The sequence below is a fragment of the Paraburkholderia sp. BR13439 genome (assembly GCF_040948805.1).
Classification (GTDB): domain Bacteria; phylum Pseudomonadota; class Gammaproteobacteria; order Burkholderiales; family Burkholderiaceae; genus Paraburkholderia; species Paraburkholderia youngii.
This window is the reverse complement of the sequence record NZ_JBFPKN010000017.1, coordinates 152,942-168,606: the sequence shown is the minus strand read 5'-3', so window position 1 is coordinate 168,606 and position 15,665 is coordinate 152,942. Positions and strand designations below refer to the sequence as shown.

At 63.9% G+C, this 15,665-nt stretch carries 15 protein-coding genes; 10 read left to right on the top strand and 5 right to left on the bottom strand.

The window, feature by feature from the left end:
- The 6 genes from AB3X96_RS29455 to lpxC all read left to right on the top strand — a co-directional run bounded on the left by AB3X96_RS29455 (position 1) and on the right by lpxC (position 6,282).
- Positions 1 to 954 (top strand): D-alanine--D-alanine ligase, encoded by a 954-nt coding sequence (locus AB3X96_RS29455; protein WP_176104985.1) that lies wholly within the window; start codon positions 1 to 3, stop codon positions 952 to 954.
- A 23-nt stretch (positions 955 to 977) separates the two neighbouring features.
- Positions 978 to 1,730, top strand: a complete 753-nt coding sequence (locus AB3X96_RS29450) for a cell division protein FtsQ/DivIB (RefSeq protein WP_368592459.1) — start codon at positions 978 to 980, stop codon at positions 1,728 to 1,730.
- Between the two features lie 27 nt (positions 1,731 to 1,757).
- Entirely contained in the window at positions 1,758 to 2,990 is a 1,233-nt protein-coding gene (ftsA, locus tag AB3X96_RS29445; protein ID WP_008921172.1) for a cell division protein FtsA, read from the top strand.
- A 116-nt stretch (positions 2,991 to 3,106) separates the two neighbouring features.
- A complete protein-coding gene (gene ftsZ / locus AB3X96_RS29440) occupies positions 3,107 to 4,309 on the top strand; it encodes a cell division protein FtsZ (protein WP_013090606.1) in 1,203 nt (400 codons plus the stop codon).
- 264 nt (positions 4,310 to 4,573) lie between these two features.
- The gene (locus AB3X96_RS29435; protein ID WP_013090605.1) at positions 4,574 to 5,077 is read left to right on the top strand and encodes a peroxiredoxin; all 504 of its coding nucleotides are present in this window, start codon (positions 4,574 to 4,576) and stop codon (positions 5,075 to 5,077) included.
- 287 nt (positions 5,078 to 5,364) lie between these two features.
- Positions 5,365 to 6,282, top strand: coding sequence for a UDP-3-O-acyl-N-acetylglucosamine deacetylase (gene lpxC, locus AB3X96_RS29430; protein ID WP_368592458.1), 918 nt, complete (start codon positions 5,365 to 5,367; stop codon positions 6,280 to 6,282).
- A gap of 63 nt (positions 6,283 to 6,345) precedes the next feature.
- On the opposite strand, the gene AB3X96_RS29425 is transcribed toward lpxC, so the two are convergent.
- Positions 6,346 to 6,828 carry a DciA family protein gene (locus AB3X96_RS29425; protein WP_176104989.1) on the bottom strand — a complete coding sequence of 161 codons (483 nt, stop codon included), beginning with the start codon at positions 6,826 to 6,828 and terminating at the stop codon, positions 6,346 to 6,348.
- 284 nt (positions 6,829 to 7,112) lie between these two features.
- On the opposite strand from AB3X96_RS29425, the gene secA reads away from it, so the two are divergent.
- The 4 genes from secA (at position 7,113) to AB3X96_RS29405 (ending at position 12,675) form a co-directional block, all read left to right on the top strand.
- The gene (gene secA / locus AB3X96_RS29420) at positions 7,113 to 9,929 is read left to right on the top strand and encodes a preprotein translocase subunit SecA (RefSeq protein WP_368592457.1); all 2,817 of its coding nucleotides are present in this window, start codon (positions 7,113 to 7,115) and stop codon (positions 9,927 to 9,929) included.
- Between the two features lie 154 nt (positions 9,930 to 10,083).
- Positions 10,084 to 11,325 (top strand): bifunctional glutamate N-acetyltransferase/amino-acid acetyltransferase ArgJ, encoded by a 1,242-nt coding sequence (gene argJ / locus AB3X96_RS29415; protein WP_368592456.1) that lies wholly within the window; start codon positions 10,084 to 10,086, stop codon positions 11,323 to 11,325.
- 37 nt (positions 11,326 to 11,362) lie between these two features.
- A complete protein-coding gene (locus AB3X96_RS29410; RefSeq protein WP_368592455.1) occupies positions 11,363 to 12,232 on the top strand; it encodes an ATP-binding protein in 870 nt (289 codons plus the stop codon).
- Positions 12,229 to 12,675, top strand: a complete 447-nt coding sequence (locus AB3X96_RS29405; RefSeq protein ID WP_368592454.1) for an NUDIX domain-containing protein — start codon at positions 12,229 to 12,231, stop codon at positions 12,673 to 12,675. Before AB3X96_RS29410 ends, AB3X96_RS29405 begins: the two co-directional genes overlap by 4 nt.
- 90 nt (positions 12,676 to 12,765) lie before the next feature.
- Here AB3X96_RS29405 and yacG read toward each other — a convergent pair whose 3' ends face one another.
- The 4 genes from yacG to AB3X96_RS29385 all read right to left on the bottom strand — a co-directional run bounded on the left by yacG (position 12,766) and on the right by AB3X96_RS29385 (position 15,665).
- Positions 12,766 to 12,969, bottom strand: a complete 204-nt coding sequence (yacG, locus tag AB3X96_RS29400; protein WP_008921181.1) for a DNA gyrase inhibitor YacG — start codon at positions 12,967 to 12,969, stop codon at positions 12,766 to 12,768.
- 122 nt (positions 12,970 to 13,091) lie between these two features.
- Positions 13,092 to 13,847 (bottom strand): cell division protein ZapD, encoded by a 756-nt coding sequence (gene zapD / locus AB3X96_RS29395; RefSeq protein WP_008921182.1) that lies wholly within the window; start codon positions 13,845 to 13,847, stop codon positions 13,092 to 13,094.
- Positions 13,848 to 14,105: 258 nt separating this feature from the next.
- Positions 14,106 to 14,720 (bottom strand): dephospho-CoA kinase, encoded by a 615-nt coding sequence (gene coaE / locus AB3X96_RS29390; protein ID WP_184226497.1) that lies wholly within the window; start codon positions 14,718 to 14,720, stop codon positions 14,106 to 14,108.
- Between the two features lie 3 nt (positions 14,721 to 14,723).
- Positions 14,724 to 15,665 carry an A24 family peptidase gene (locus tag AB3X96_RS29385; RefSeq protein ID WP_368592472.1) on the bottom strand — a complete coding sequence of 314 codons (942 nt, stop codon included), beginning with the start codon at positions 15,663 to 15,665 and terminating at the stop codon, positions 14,724 to 14,726.

The following is a 15,665-nucleotide window of genomic DNA, read 5'->3' as shown; positions in this document are numbered from 1 at the left end:
ATGAGCAGTATTAATCAGGATCAACTCGCCAAACAATTCGGCAAGGTGGCCGTGCTGCTCGGTGGTAATTCCGCCGAGCGCGAAGTGTCGCTCAATTCCGGACGCCTCGTGTTGCAAGGTCTGCGCGACGCCGGCGTCGACGCGCATCCGTTCGATCCGGCCGAGCGTCCGTTGTCGGCATTGAAGGAAGAGGGCTTCGTGCGCGCGTTCAACGCGCTGCATGGCGGCTACGGCGAAAACGGGCAGATCCAGGGCGCGCTCGATTTTTACGGCATCCGCTACACCGGTAGCGGTGTGCTCGGCTCGGCGCTCGGTCTCGACAAGTTCCGCACCAAGCTCGTGTGGCAGCAGCTCGGCATTCCGACGCCGCCGTTCGAAGCGGTGCTGCGCGGTGACGACTACGAGGCGCGCGCCAAAGAGATCGTCGCGAAGCTCGGTCTGCCGCTGTTCGTGAAGCCGGCGAGCGAAGGTTCGAGCGTCGCCGTGATCAAGGTGAAGAGCGCGGACGCGCTGCCGGCCGCGTTGATCGAGGCCGTGAAGTACGACCGTATTGTCGTGGTCGAGAAGAGCATCGAAGGCGGCGGCGAGTACACCGCGTGCATCGCCGGCAATCTGGATCTGCCGGTGATCCGCATCGTGCCGGCCGGCGAGTTCTACGACTATCACGCGAAGTACATCGCGAACGACACGCAGTATCTGATCCCGTGCGGTCTGGGCGCCGCAGAGGAAGCGCGCCTGAAAGTGCTCGCACGCCGCGCGTTCGACGTGCTCGGCTGCACCGACTGGGGCCGCGCGGACTTCATGCTCGATGGCGAAGGCAAGCCGTACTTCCTCGAAGTGAACACGGCGCCTGGCATGACCGATCACTCGCTGCCGCCGAAAGCGGCGCGCGCGGTCGGCATCAGCTATCAGGAACTCGTGGTCGGCGTGTTGGCGCTGACGCTGCAGGATTAACCAGGGTAAGCGCAAGCAACACCATGTGGAACAACGTTCGCCAGCTCAATCTCGCCACCAACGCGCTGCACGCGTTGCTGGTGCTCGTGCTGCTGGCGGCGGGCGGTTACTGGCTGATCCAGCGCCCGAATTTCGCGCTGCGCGAGATCCAGATCGACGGCGACACCGAGCACATCAATTCGCCGACGGTGCGCGCCGGCGTGGTGGGGCGCCTGAAGGGCAACTACTTCACGGTCGATCTCGACGCCGCGCGGCAGGCGTTCGAACAGATGCCGTGGGTGCGTCACGCGAGCGTGCGGCGCGTGTGGCCGAATGCACTGGCTGTCACGCTCGAGGAGTACAAGCCGCTAGGGACGTGGGGCAGCGATCAGCTGGTGAGCGCGGACGGCGAGCTGTTCACCGCGAACCAGGGCGAGCTCGACGAAGAACTGCCCGCGTTCGACGGCCCGGACGGTACGGCGAAGGAAGTCGTCGCGCGGTATCACGACTTTCAGAAGTGGTTCGCGGCGATCAACGCGACGCCCGAGGAAGTGACGCTGTCGCCGCGCTATGCGTGGACGGTGAAGCTGTCGAACGGCACGCGGGTGGAGCTGGGCCGCGAACGCAATCAGGACACGCTGGCCGATCGCAGCAAACGCCTGACCGCGGCATGGGGCGCGGTGACGCAACGTTGGGGAAAGGATATCGAGAATGCGGACTTGCGCTATCCGAACGGTTTCGCGATTCGTGCCGCTGGCATGCGCTTCATCAGCGAACCCGACAAGGGCAAGAAGTAAACGGACATCACACGCACTGAGCACGCTATGAGTAAAGACTATAAGGATCTGCTGGTCGCCCTCGACATCGGGACGTCGAAGGTAGTGGCCATCGTCGCCGAGTTGAAGGGCGAGGGTCACTACGAGGTGATCGGTCTCGGCCAGAGCGAATCGAAGGGGCTCAAGAAGGGCGTGGTGGTGAATATCGAAGCCACCGTGCAGTCGATTCAGCGCGCGCTCGAGGAAGCCGAGCTGATGGCCGACTGCAAGATCACGAACGTGTTCACCGGGATCGCCGGCAGCCATATCCGCAGCTTCAATTCGAGCGGCATGGTCGCGATCAAGGAGAAGGAAGTCACGCAGGCCGACGTCGCGCGCGTGATCGAAACGGCCAAGGCAATCAACATCCCGACCGATCAGCAGGTGCTGCATATCCTCACGCAGGAATTCATCATCGACGGTCAGGAAGATGTGCGCGAGCCGATCGGCATGAGCGGCATCCGCCTCGAAGTGAAGGTGCATATCGTCACCGGCGCGGTCAGCGCGGCGCAGAACATCGTCAAGTGCGTACGCCGCTGCGGCCTCGAAGTGAACGACCTGATCCTGCAGCCGCTCGCGTCGTCGCTCGCGGTGCTGACGGAAGACGAGAAGGAACTGGGCGTGGTGCTGGTCGACATCGGCGGCGGCACGACGGACATCGCGATCTTCAGCGAAGGCGCGATTCGCCACACCGCCGTGATTCCAATCGCCGGCGACCAGATCACCAGCGACATCGCGATGGCGCTGCGCACGCCGACGCCGGACGCCGAAGACATCAAGGTCGATTACGGCATCGCCAAGCAGGCGCTCGCCGATCCGGACGAGATGATCGAAGTGCCGGGTCTCGGCGAGCGCGGTCCGCGCACGCTGTCGCGCCAGGCGCTGGCGGCCGTGATCGAGCCGCGCGTCGAAGAACTGTTTTCGCTCGTGCAGCAGGTGGTGCGCGAGTCGGGTTACGAAGAACTGCTGAGCTCCGGCGTCGTGCTGACGGGCGGCGCGTCGATGATGATCGGCATGGTCGAGCTCGGTGAGGACATTTTCCTGAAGCCGGTGCGCATTGGCGTGCCGGAGTACGCGGGCGGTCTCGCCGACGTCGTGCGCAATCCGCGCTATTCGACGGCGATGGGCCTGCTCGTCGAAGGGCGCTCGCAGCGTATGCGCGGGCGCAAGGTTGCGGTGCAGTCGGGGTCGATGGGACAGGTGTTCTCGCGCATGAAGGACTGGTTCCTCGGCAACTTCTGACCAGGGGTTTCGAGAAATTCGCGCTGGTGCCGGCGGCCGGTGCGCGACAGGAGGTTGCCCGATCTCCTGCCGGATAACGCCGAGTGGCAGTAACTTTTTATCTTGACGGAGGCAACATGGAATTCCAGATGCTGGAAACCGAAACGAGCGGCACCATCATCAAGGTCGTCGGAGTCGGTGGCGCTGGCGGCAATGCCGTTCAGCACATGATCAACAAAGGCGTGCAAGGCGTCGACTTCATCGTGATGAACACGGACGCGCAGGCTCTGTCGCGCTCGCGCGCCACCGCGGTGATCCAGCTCGGCAACACGGGGCTGGGCGCAGGAGCCAAGCCGGAAATGGGCCGCGCCGCCGCTGAAGAAGCACGCGAGCGTATCGCCGACGCACTGCGCGGCGCGCACATGGTGTTCATCACCGCCGGCATGGGTGGCGGCACGGGCACGGGCGCGGCACCGGTCGTGGCGCAGATCGCAAAGGAAATGGGTATTCTGACCGTTGGCGTCGTCAGCAAGCCGTTCGAATTCGAAGGCGGCAAGCGCATGCGCGTGGCGGAGGCCGGTTCGCAACAACTGGAGGATCACGTCGACTCGCTGATCGTCGTGCTGAACGACAAGCTGTTCGAGGTGATGGGCGACGACGCCGAGATGGACAAGTGCTTCCAGTGCGCTGACGACGTTCTGAACAACGCGGTCGCGGGTATTGCGGAAATCATCAACGTCGACGGTCTCGTGAACGTCGACTTCGAAGACGTGAAGACCGTGATGGGCGAGCAAGGCAAGGCGATGATGGGCACGGCGACGGTGGCCGGTGTCGATCGCGCGCGTCTCGCGGCCGAGCAGGCCGTCGCGAGCCCGCTGCTGGAAGGCGTCGATCTGTCGGGCGCGCGTGGCGTGCTGGTCAACATCACCTCGAGCCGTTCGCTGCGTCTGTCGGAAACGCGCGAAGTGATGAACACGATCAAGAGCTATGCCGCGGAAGATGCAACCGTGATCTTCGGCGCGGTGTACGACGATGCGATGGGCGACGCGTTGCGCGTGACGGTCGTGGCAACGGGTCTCGGCCGTGCGGCGAAGAAGCAGCAATCGGCACCGATGACGCTGCTGCGCACCGGCACCGACAACCAGCCGGTCGGCGCGATGGCGCACGCAGCGTATGCACCGGCGGCAGGCCATGCCAGCACGGCCGACTACGGCGCGCTCGACACGCCGGCGGTGTGGCGCACGTCGCGCGACACGGCGGCCTCGCACGTGCAGGCGCTGCAGGAAAAGGGCGTCGATACGTACGACATTCCGGCATTCCTGCGCAAGCAGGCGGACTGAGCGCACGGGCAGGCTTCGTTGCCGCGCTGCGAGTCTCATCGCAGGTGCAGCGCTGGCGGCCGAATGCACGAGCGTGGCGGGTGAACGGCAAGCAGGTCGCGTATCGTCTGGTTCGCGGCGGGGGCAACTGCCCTCTGCGGATTCGCGAAGCGGACGGAGTGACTGTCGCCGCACGGTGTGGCTTATAGTTGAAAGGGCCGAACCGATATTCACTGCGACACGATGACGTGCGAGCGTGCTTCGCATCGATGCAAAGGACTGAGCATGATCAAGGAAGGTGAAAAGCTGCCCGACGCGACGCTCTTCGAGTATGTCGAAGACGACCGGGCGGGCTGCACGATCGGACCGAACAGTTTCGACGTGCGCGAGCAGACGGCGGGCAAACGCGTGGTGATCTTCGGATTGCCCGGCGCGTTCACGCCGACCTGTTCGGCCAAACATGTACCGGGCTATGTCGAGCATGCCGAGCAGTTGCGCGCTGCCGGCATCGACGAAATCTGGTGCGTGTCCGTCAACGACGCGTTCGTGATGGGCGCGTGGGGACGCGATCAGCACACCTCGGGCAAGGTGCGCATGATGGCGGACGGTAGTGCGGCTTTTACACGGGCGCTTGGTCTGGAGCAGGATCTGTCGGCGCGCGGCATGGGGATTCGTTCCCTGCGCTACGCGATGGTGGTCGACGACGGCGTGGTCAAGACGCTGAACGTCGAGGCTGCCGGCAAATTCGAAGTCAGCGATGCAGCGAGTATTCTCGCCACGTTGAGCTAGTTGCTGACGTCGCACCTTCGCCGCGGCCCGCGTGCTCATGTCGCGTGGCGCGACGGCAACGGTGATTACGACGCTTTTGTGACAGGCCGTTACGCGGGCCGATGACCGGAAACGCCTCCGTTCCGGGGCATCGGCCCGTCACGCTTTCCGTCGCTAAGCCCAATGGGTAATGCAGCGAAACAGATTGTCACGTTCCCCGCAAAGACGCTGGTCTGGGGATTGGAGTATAATTGCGGCTATGGAATAAAAAATCCTGATTAGGATTTCCAATCGAACAGAAGACCACCATGTTGAAGCAGCGCACAATTAAATCGATCGTCAAGACTGTCGGCATCGGGTTGCACTCCGGCCGTAAAGTCAATCTGACGCTCCGTCCGGCGGGGCCGGACACTGGCATCGTGTTTTCGCGCGTGGATTTGCCCACGCCGGTTGACATTCCTGCGTCGGCGATGGCGATTGGCGATACGCGTCTGGCTTCCGTGTTGCAGAAAGACGGCGCGCGCGTGTCGACCATCGAGCATCTGATGTCCGCCTGCGCCGGTCTTGGCATCGACAACCTTTACGTCGACGTCACCGCCGAAGAAATCCCGATCATGGACGGCAGCGCGGGTTCGTTCGTGTTCCTGATCCAGTCGGCGGGTATCGAAGAGCAGAACGCGCCGAAGAAATTCATCAAGGTCACGAAGCCGGTCGAAATCCGCGACGGCGACAAGTTCGCGCGCCTCGATCCGTATTTCGGCTTCAAGCTCAAGTTCACGATCGACTTCCGTCACCCCGCCGTCGACAAAACCGGTCAGGCGCTGGAAGTGGATTTCGCCAACACGTCGTACGTGCGCGAAATTGCGCGCGCCCGCACATTCGGCTTCGCGCATGAAGTGGAAATGATGCGTGAGCTCGGCCTCGCGCGCGGCGGCAGCATGGACAACGCGATCGTGCTCGACGAGTACCGCATTCTGAACAACGACGGTCTGCGTTACGACGACGAGTTCGTCAAGCACAAGATGCTCGACGCGATCGGCGACCTGTACGTGGTCGGTCACCCGCTGCTCGCGTCGTACACCGCGTACAAGTCGGGCCACGGCCTGAACAACGCGCTGCTGCGTGAGCTGCTCGCGCACGAAGACTCGTACGAAATCGTTACTTTCGACGACACGCAAAAGGCCCCGCGCGGCTTCGCGTACGAAACGCAGACGGCGTTCGCATAAAGCCAGCGTGACAGGTAGGCAAATGAAAAACGGCCCTTCGGGGCCGTTTTTTTCGTTCAGCGTTCAGCGATTGCGCCGATGCCGCGCGGCCATGCGCGCAAGCGCTTCCTGCAACGGCGACGGCTCGAGCGATTCGCTCAACGCCTGCAGCGCGGCGGCGCCGGCCGGCGTCATGCGCGCCTGCTTGACGGGCGGCGGTTCTTTCAGCGGCTGCGGCCGCACGCGAATTTTCAGCGACTGCACGGGCCAGCCACGCTGCTGCAGATCCACCAGCAGCCGCGGCTCCAGATGCCGCAGACGCGCCGCAAGCGCGTTGTGCGCGGCGAATAGCGCCAGCACGCCTTCCTTGATGAAGCCGGGCTCGACACTCGTCGCCAGATAATCGGGCAAAAGCTCGCGCAGGTCCTTCTCGAGCGCGGCGATCTGCTCGACGCCCGCGCGCAGCGCCGCGAACGCGTCCGTGCGGCCGAGAACCTCGGCGAGCGGTTGCGGGCGGCGCAGATCGAACTGCTTCGGCGGCCTTGAAAAGGACGAAAAACGGCTCATGTTTGGCATTGACACGTGAGCTCGCCCCATGCGCGCTCACGCCGCGATTGTACCGCGCGGGCAGCTTGCGATGCCGGTCCGCGCCGCGCCGAAGGTTGCCCGGCGGGGCCGGCCAGAGCCAGCGCCGCCACGGCTCCGACACGAGCGCAGCCGGAGGCGCGTGCTAAAATGCCCGATTCGAATTCACTCTTGGACTAAGCCGCCGAGGACTTTCCGACCCAGGCGCGGTGTGCATGTAGCGCACACCGCGAGCCAGCCGAAGCCGCGACGCAGACACCGATCCGATGACCACCGGTTTTCTACAGAAGATTTTTGGCAGCCGTAATCAGCGGCTTGTCAAGCAATATCAAAAGACCGTCGCGGCGATCAATGCGCTCGAGCCGCAGATCGAGCAATTGACGGATGACCAACTGCGCGCCAAAACGGGTGAATTCCGCCAGCGCGTCGCGAGCGGCGAATCGCTCGACAAGATCCTGCCGGAGGCGTTCGCGGTCTGCCGCGAGGCCAGCAAGCGGGTGCTGAAGATGCGCCACTTCGACGTGCAGCTGATCGGCGGTATGGCGCTGCACTACGGCAAGATCAGCGAAATGCGCACCGGCGAAGGCAAGACGCTCGTCGCGACGCTGCCGGTCTACCTGAACGCGCTGTCGGGCCGCGGCGTCCACGTGGTCACGGTCAACGACTACCTCGCGCAGCGCGACGCCGAATGGATGGCGCGTCTCTATAACTTCCTCGGTCTGTCGGTCGGTATCAACCTGTCGCAGATGGAGCACACGGCGAAGCAGCAAGCGTACGCCGCCGACATCACCTACGGCACCAACAACGAATTCGGCTTCGACTATCTGCGCGACAACATGGTGTACGAGACCGACGCGCGCGTGCAGCGTAGCCTGAACTTCGCGGTCGTCGACGAGGTGGACTCGATTCTGATCGACGAAGCGCGTACTCCGCTGATCATCTCCGGCCAGGCCGAAGATCACACCGAACTCTACGTGCGCATGAACGCGCTGCCGCCGCTGCTCGAGCGCCAGATCGGCGAAGAGAAGGCGGACGGCACCGGCGTCGAGAAGCCGGGCGACTACACGCTGGACGAAAAAGGCCGTCAGGTGTTCCTGACCGAGTCGGGTCACGAAAAGGCCGAGCGCCTGCTCTCCGAGTGGGGCCTGATCGGCGAGGGCGAAAGCCTGTACGCGCCGCAGAACATCACGCTGATGCACCACGTGTACGCGGCGCTGCGCGCGCACACGCTGTTCTTCAAGGATCAGCACTACGTCGTGCAGAACGGCGAAGTGATCATCGTCGACGAATTCACCGGCCGTCTGATGGCCGGCCGCCGCTGGTCTGACGGTCTGCACCAGGCGGTCGAGGCGAAGGAGCACGTGAAGATCCAGAGCGAGAACCAGACGCTCGCGTCGATCACGTTCCAGAACTACTTCCGCATGTACGCGAAGCTGGCCGGCATGACCGGCACGGCCGACACCGAAGCGTACGAATTCAACGAGATCTACGGTCTCGAAACGGTCGTGATCCCGACCAACCGTCCGCCCAAGCGGATCGACAAGCAGGATCAGATCTACAAGACCGCGAAGGAACGCTACGACGCGGTGATCCGCGACATCCGCGAGTGCTACGAACGCGGTCAGCCGGTGCTGGTCGGCACGACGTCGATCGAGAACTCGGAGCTGCTGTCGCATCTGCTGAAGCAGGCCAGCTTGCCGCACGAAGTGCTGAACGCGAAGCAGCACGCGCGCGAAGCGGCGATCGTCGCCGAAGCGGGCCGTCCGCAACGCATCACGATCGCAACCAACATGGCCGGCCGTGGCACGGACATCGTGCTCGGCGGCAACGCGGAAAAGCAGGCGTCGTTCATCGAGCAGGACGAAACGCTCTCCGACGACGAAAAGCAACGCCGCATCCAGAAGCTGCATGACGAATGGCAGACGCTGCACGATCAGGTGAAGGCCGCGGGCGGTCTGCACATCATCGGCACGGAGCGTCATGAGTCGCGCCGGATCGACAACCAGCTGCGCGGCCGTGCTGGCCGTCAGGGTGACCCGGGTTCGTCGCGCTTCTATCTGTCGCTGGAAGATCCGCTGCTGCGCATTTTCGCGGGCGACCGCGTGCGCGCGATCATGGACCGTCTGAAGATGCCGGAAGGCGAGGCGATCGAAGCAGGCATCGTCTCGCGTTCGATCGAATCGGCGCAACGCAAGGTCGAGGCGCGCAACTTCGATATTCGTAAGCAATTGCTCGAATACGACGACGTGTCGAACGACCAGCGCAAGGTGATCTACCAGCAGCGCAACGAATTGCTCGAAGCGAACGACATCACCGAAACCATCACCGCGATGCGTCACGGTGTGATCAGCGACATCGTGCATCAGTTCGTGCCGGTGGGCAGCATCGAAGAACAGTGGGACGTGCCCGAGCTCGAAGAAGTGCTGCGCAACGAATGGCAGCTCGACCTCGCGATCCAGGAAATGATCAACGAGTCGAACTCGATCAGCCCGGACGAGATTCTCGAAGCGGTTGAAGCCGCCGCGGACGAGGGGTACGAGGCGAAGGTCCAGCTGGTCGGCCGCGAATCGTTCAGCGCGTTCGAGCGCTCGATCATGCTGCAGACGCTCGACCGCGCGTGGCGCGAGCATCTGGCCGCGCTCGATCATCTGCGTCAGGGCATCCATCTGCGCGGCTATGCGCAGAAGAACCCGAAGCAGGAATACAAGCGCGAGGCGTTCGAACTGTTCGCCGCGATGCTCGACGCGGTGAAGCTCGAAGTTACGCGCATCGTGATGAACGTGCAGATCCAGTCGCCGGAGCAGCTCGAAGCGGCCGCGGAGCAAATGGAAGAGCAGGGCGGTCATCTGGAGAATGTCGAGTTCCGTCATGCGGAGTTCGCGGAAGCCGGCGCCGCCGCGCCGGTTGCAGCCGAAGCGGCCACCGCCGCGATGATCGGCGACGCGATGAGCCATGGCCACGGCGCAGCGCCGCAGGCGGCCGTGCATATGCATACCGATAACGTGCCGAAGGTCGGCCGCAACGACCCGTGCCCGTGCGGTAGCGGCAAGAAGTACAAGCAGTGCCACGGCAAGATCGCATAATTGCCGACGCGGCGCGCTTCAGGGCGCGCCGCGTCGTTTTTGAGTGCCGCTTGGCCGTTTTGATTTCGCGGATGACCCGGCAACACGCCCGGGTCATCAGTTCCGTTTCCCCGATGCCGGCGTCCGCCGGCATTTTCTTCGACAGGTCGCGACCATGGCTGTCAACTTTCCATCGATCGATCCCGCTCAACTCCACCCCGTCGCCGGCGTCACGCTAGGCTGGGCGGAAGCGCATATCCGCAAGCCGAACCGCAAGGACGTGCTCGTCATTTCCGTCGACGAAGGCGCGACGGTAGGCGGCGTGTTCACGCAGAATCGCTTCTGCGCGGCGCCCGTCACGGTCTGCCGGGAGAACCTGCAGCGCGTGCGCGCGGGCGGCAAGCCGATTCGCGCGCTGGTGATCAACACCGGCAACGCGAACGCGGGCACCGGTGAGCAGGGCCTCGCGGCGACGCGCGAAACCTGCGCGGAACTCGCGCGTCTCGCCGACATCGGGCCCGAGCAGGTGCTGCCGTTCTCGACGGGCGTGATTCTCGAACCGCTGCCGGTCGATCGTCTGAAGGCCGGTTTGCCGGCCGCGCTCGCGAACCGCAAGGAAGCGAACTGGTACGACGCGGCCCAGTCGATCATGACGACCGACACGCTGCCGAAGGCGAGCTCGCGCCAAGTCACGATCGACGGCCACACGGTCACACTGACCGGCATCAGCAAGGGCGCCGGCATGATCAAGCCGAATATGGCGACCATGCTCGGCTTCCTCGCGTTCGACGCGGCTGTCGCGCAGCCCGTGCTCGACGAGCTCGTGAAGCACGTCGCGGACCGCTCGTTCAACTGCATTACGATCGATGGCGATACGTCGACCAACGATTCGTTCATCCTGATCGCGTCGGGCAAATCGAGCCTGCCCGCGATCACGTCCACCGATTCGCCCGCTTATGCAGCGCTGCGCGACGCGGTGACCGAGGTCGCGCAGAGCCTCGCGCAACTGATCGTGCGCGATGGTGAAGGCGCGACCAAGTTCATGACCGTGCATGTCGAGGGCGGCTCGAGCGTCGGCGAATGCCGCCAGATCGCCTACGCGATCGGCCACTCGCCGCTCGTGAAGACGGCCTTCTACGCATCGGACCCGAACCTCGGCCGCATTCTCGCGGCCATCGGCTATGCCGGCGTGGACGATCTCGACGTCGGCAAGATCGATCTGTATCTAGACGACGTGCTGGTCGCGACTGCCGGCGGCCGCAACCCGGCCTACCGCGAAGAAGACGGCCAGCGCGTGATGAAAAAGAGCGAGATCGGCATTCGCGTCGTGCTCGGACGCGGCAATGCGCAAGCCACGATCTGGACCTGCGATCTGTCGCACGACTACGTGAGCATCAACGCCGACTACCGCTCGTAATCAGGTTCAAAGCGCGGCCGCTGGCCGCCCACTTACCATGGACAAACTCGAACAGTTTCTGACCCGGGCCGAAGCCGTGCTCGGCCGCCTGGAAGCGATGCTTCCGCCCGCCACGCCGGACATCGACTGGTCGGCCGCGGTCGCTTTTCGCTGGCGCAAGCGCCAGGGGCGCGGCTACCTGCAGCCGGTGCCCGCCATTTCGTCGATCACGCTCGACGACCTGCAGAACATCGATCGCCAGAAAGGGCTGATCGAACAGAACACGCGCCAGTTCGTGCGCAGCCAGCCGGCCAACAACGTGCTGCTGACGGGCGCGCGGGGCACCGGCAAGTCGTCGCTGATCAAGGCGTGTCTGAACGCGTACGCGAAAGACGGCCTGCGTCTGATCGAAGTGGACAAGGACGATCTGCACGACCTCGGCGACATCGTCGATCTGATCGCGAAGCGCCCGGAGCGCTTCATCGTGTTCTGCGACGACCTGTCGTTCGAAGAAGGCGAGTCGGGCTACAAGGCGCTGAAGGTCGCGCTCGATGGCTCGGTCGCCGCGCAGTCCGACAACGTGGTGATCTACGCGACGTCGAACCGCCGCCATCTGCTGCCCGAGTACATGAGCGACAACGAGACTTACAAGCACACGTCGGACGGCGAGATTCATCCGGGTGAATTGGTCGAAGAGAAGATTTCGCTGTCGGAGCGTTTCGGGCTGTGGGTCAGCTTCTATCCGTTCAAGCAGGACGACTATCTGACGATCATCGCGCACTGGCTGCGTCATTTCGGTTGCGACGACGCCGAGATCGAATCGGCGCGCGGCGATGCGCTCGTGTGGGCGCTCGAACGCGGTTCGCGCTCGGGGCGGGTCGCGTGGCAGTTTGCGCGCGACTGGTCCGGCCGTAAGACGCCGGCATGAGTGACGCTACCAAAAACGTGGGCGATAGTGCCGGGACCAACGGCGCCGGCCGTCCCGTCACCGAAGTCGCGGTCGGCGTGCTGGTGCAGCCGGATGGCCGCTATCTGCTCGCGCAGCGTCCGGCGGGCAAGCCGTACGAGGGCTACTGGGAGTTTCCGGGGGGCAAGCTGGAAGCGGGCGAATCGATCGAGGCCGCGCTTGCGCGCGAGCTGCACGAGGAGCTGGGAATCGAGGTCGAGGCGAGCCATTTGTGGCATACGCTCGAACACGATTATCCCCACGCCTATGTGCGCCTCTTCTTCTGCAAGGTGACGCAATGGTCGGGCGAGCCGCACGGGCGTGAAGGCCAGGCCTTCGTGTGGCAGAGCTTGCCTGCGGACGTCTCGCCATTGCTGCCGGCCACAATCCCGGTGCTGGAGTGGCTCGCGGCCGAGAACAGGTGATTGGTTGAAACAGAGCGACTGAAAAAGCCACGCGATAGCGGGCGCTGTCTCGGCAGCGTCGCGGTTCGCGTGGCTTTTTTACTGGCGCGCTCAGTGCGGGTTGTAGTCGCCGCGCGGCGGTTCCTCTTCGGACGAAGACCCTTCCTGTTCATTGCCGCCGATCTTGTATTTTTCGGCGGCCCATGCGCCGAGATCGATCTGCTTGCAGCGCTCGGAGCAGAAAGGACGGAAACGGCTCTCAGGGGTCCAGCGGACATCTTTACCGCAGGTAGGACATTTGACGACGGTAGGCATACGGTCGGGCGGTCAATCGCAAACGGAACAAGTAACGAATATAGGGCTATTTCGCGCCTCTTCAAAGGCGCGTTCGGTCAAATCCGGTGTGCGCTGCTCGGTGCGCGGCGATTGTCAGGCGGTTACAGGCTGCAGAGCGTGAGCTGGAACGGCACGTCGACGTCGACCGCGCGCGGCCGCAGATCGCCGTCCTGCACCGTGAAGCGCACCCACAGCATGTACTTGTTGGCGCTCGCTTCGGGAATCACGCGCAATTCGGGCGCGACACGAACCTGCATCAATTGATACGAGCGGCCCGACAGCATTTGCTGATAGCTGCCTTGCATCGCCATCACCTTCGACGCCTGGCCCGACTCGCGCGCGAGCCGCAGTACGATCGTGGCCGCGTCGCGCAGCGGCAAAAGCGGCGTGACCCACTTGGCGATGTCCTGGCGACGCTGATCGGGATGCAACTGTTGCCACGCGTAATACGAGGGCAGGTCGAATTTGCAGGTGCCGCCGGGGATGATCGCGCGGCTGCGAATGCTTGCGAGCCATTCGTTGTCTGCAAGATGCTGGCCGGTTTTGCCTTGCATCTGCGTGAGCCCCGCAAGCGTCTGCTCGATCTCGCCGAGTACCGCTTCGAGCGCGTTCTGCTCGATGCCCGGATTGCCGCGAAACGGCGCGAGCGTTTGCCGCTGGCGTTCGAGTTCTTTCATCAGATCCGACTTCAGATCCGCGCGGCCAGCTACTTCGGAGATTTCGAACAACGTTGTCAGTGCGACGTGATGTTCCCGCGCGTCTTCCTGAGTCAGAAAGAACGTGAAGCGCTCGAACAGATCTTCGAGCCGCAACAGCGTCCGGATTCGCTCATTGAAGGGGTACTCGTAAAGGATCAAGCGGGCTCGCCTCGGGCGTGGTCGGTGACAGGAATGCAAAACATTCTAATGCCGTGGGACTACCCAGGCAATCACGCACGCTTTCCGCGTGCTTTCGCAACTTTTTTGTCAGTTCCCGGTGTTATGAGCGCTTCGGCTCTCGCATGCGCGCAAAGTTCAATTGTGTCGGTGACGACGCGTGCCGAAGATGCGTATCTGCCTTCACAGGGCATCGTGCGCTTGATGCTTGCAGCGAGGCGGACCTGAGGCCTCCGCGCGCTACGACTCGGCCTCACCCTTCGCGAGCGACAGATACGCTTGATGGTGAGCGTCCACCTGCGCTTCGAGCTCCAGGGGCGGCGCGTTGTCATTGACGATCACGTCGTCGGCGGCGGCGAGGCGCGCTTCGCGCGTGGCCTGGCGCGCGATGATCGCGAGCACCTGCTCACGGCTGAAGCCGTTGCGGCTCATCACCCGCGCGACTTGCGTGTCGATGCTGCAATCGACGGTGAGCACGCGATTCACACGGTTCTTCCAGGTCCCGGACTCGACCAGCAACGGCACTACGACGATCACGTACGGCCCTTTCGCTTCGCGCTCTTCGCGCTCGGTTTCCGCGCGAATCAGCGGATGCGTGATGCCTTCGAGACGTTTGCGCGCGGTGTCGTCGCTGAACACGAGCGTGCGCATGCGCGCACGATCGAGCGAGCCGTCGGCGGCGACGAACTCCGCGCCGAATTCGGCGGCGATGTGCGGCATCGCCAGGCCATGCGGCGCGGTGATGCGATGCGCGATCACGTCGGTATCGACGAGCGGAACGCCGCGCGCGGCGAACAGATTGGCAACCGTCGACTTGCCGCTACCGATGCCGCCGGTGAGTCCCACAACGAACATGCTTCAGCCTCCCAAAGCAAGGTAAAGCGGCGTGCCGGCAAATAGCGTGAGCGCACCGCCCGCCGCAAGAAATGGCCCGAACGGCAGCGGCTCCTCGAAGCGCATACGGCCGCGCCACGTCGCCGCGAGGCCGATCACGGCACCGGCCACCGCGGCGACCAGCACGATTTGCGGCAGCGCTGGCCAGCCGAGCCACGCGCCGAGCGCCGCGAGCAGTTTGAAGTCGCCATAGCCCATGCCTTCGATACCGCGCACGAGCCTGAACGCCCAATGCACGGCCCATAACACCAGATATCCGAAGATAGCCCCGAGCACCGCATCATGCAGGTTCGTGAACATGCCGTTGAAATTGACGATCAGGCCGGCCCACAACAGCGGCAGGGTCAAGGAATCGGGCAGCAGATGCGTGTCGATATCGATCGCGCTCATCGCAAGCAACGTCGCGCACAGGCCGAACGCGGCGAGTGCCATCAGCGTCGGGCCGAAGGCCATCAGTGCGCCCGCGGCGAAAGCTGCGCTCGCGGTTTCGAGCAGCGGATAGCGTGCGCTGATGTGCGTGCCGCATGCGGAACAGCGGCCGCGTAATAGCAGGTAGCTCAGCACCGGCAAGTTTTCCCACGCGCTCAGCACGTGCCCGCAATGCGGGCACGCGCTACGCGGCACCCACAGGTTGTAGCGCTCGGGCAGTCCGTCGCTGGGCTGCGGCGCGTCGGTGGCCTCGCTGATTTCGGCGCGCCACGCACGCTCGAGCATGATCGGCAGCCGATGCACGACCACGTTCAGGAAGCTGCCAATCACGAGGCCGAGCACGATCGCGAACGCGATCTGCACCCCGGAGGGCAGACTCGCGAGCGCGAGGCCGATATCGCCTGCAAAGCGGCCTGGCAGTAAGCCCGCGAGCAGGCTGGAGGAAGTTTGTGGCACGAGCGGTGGAGGAGCCTGGAT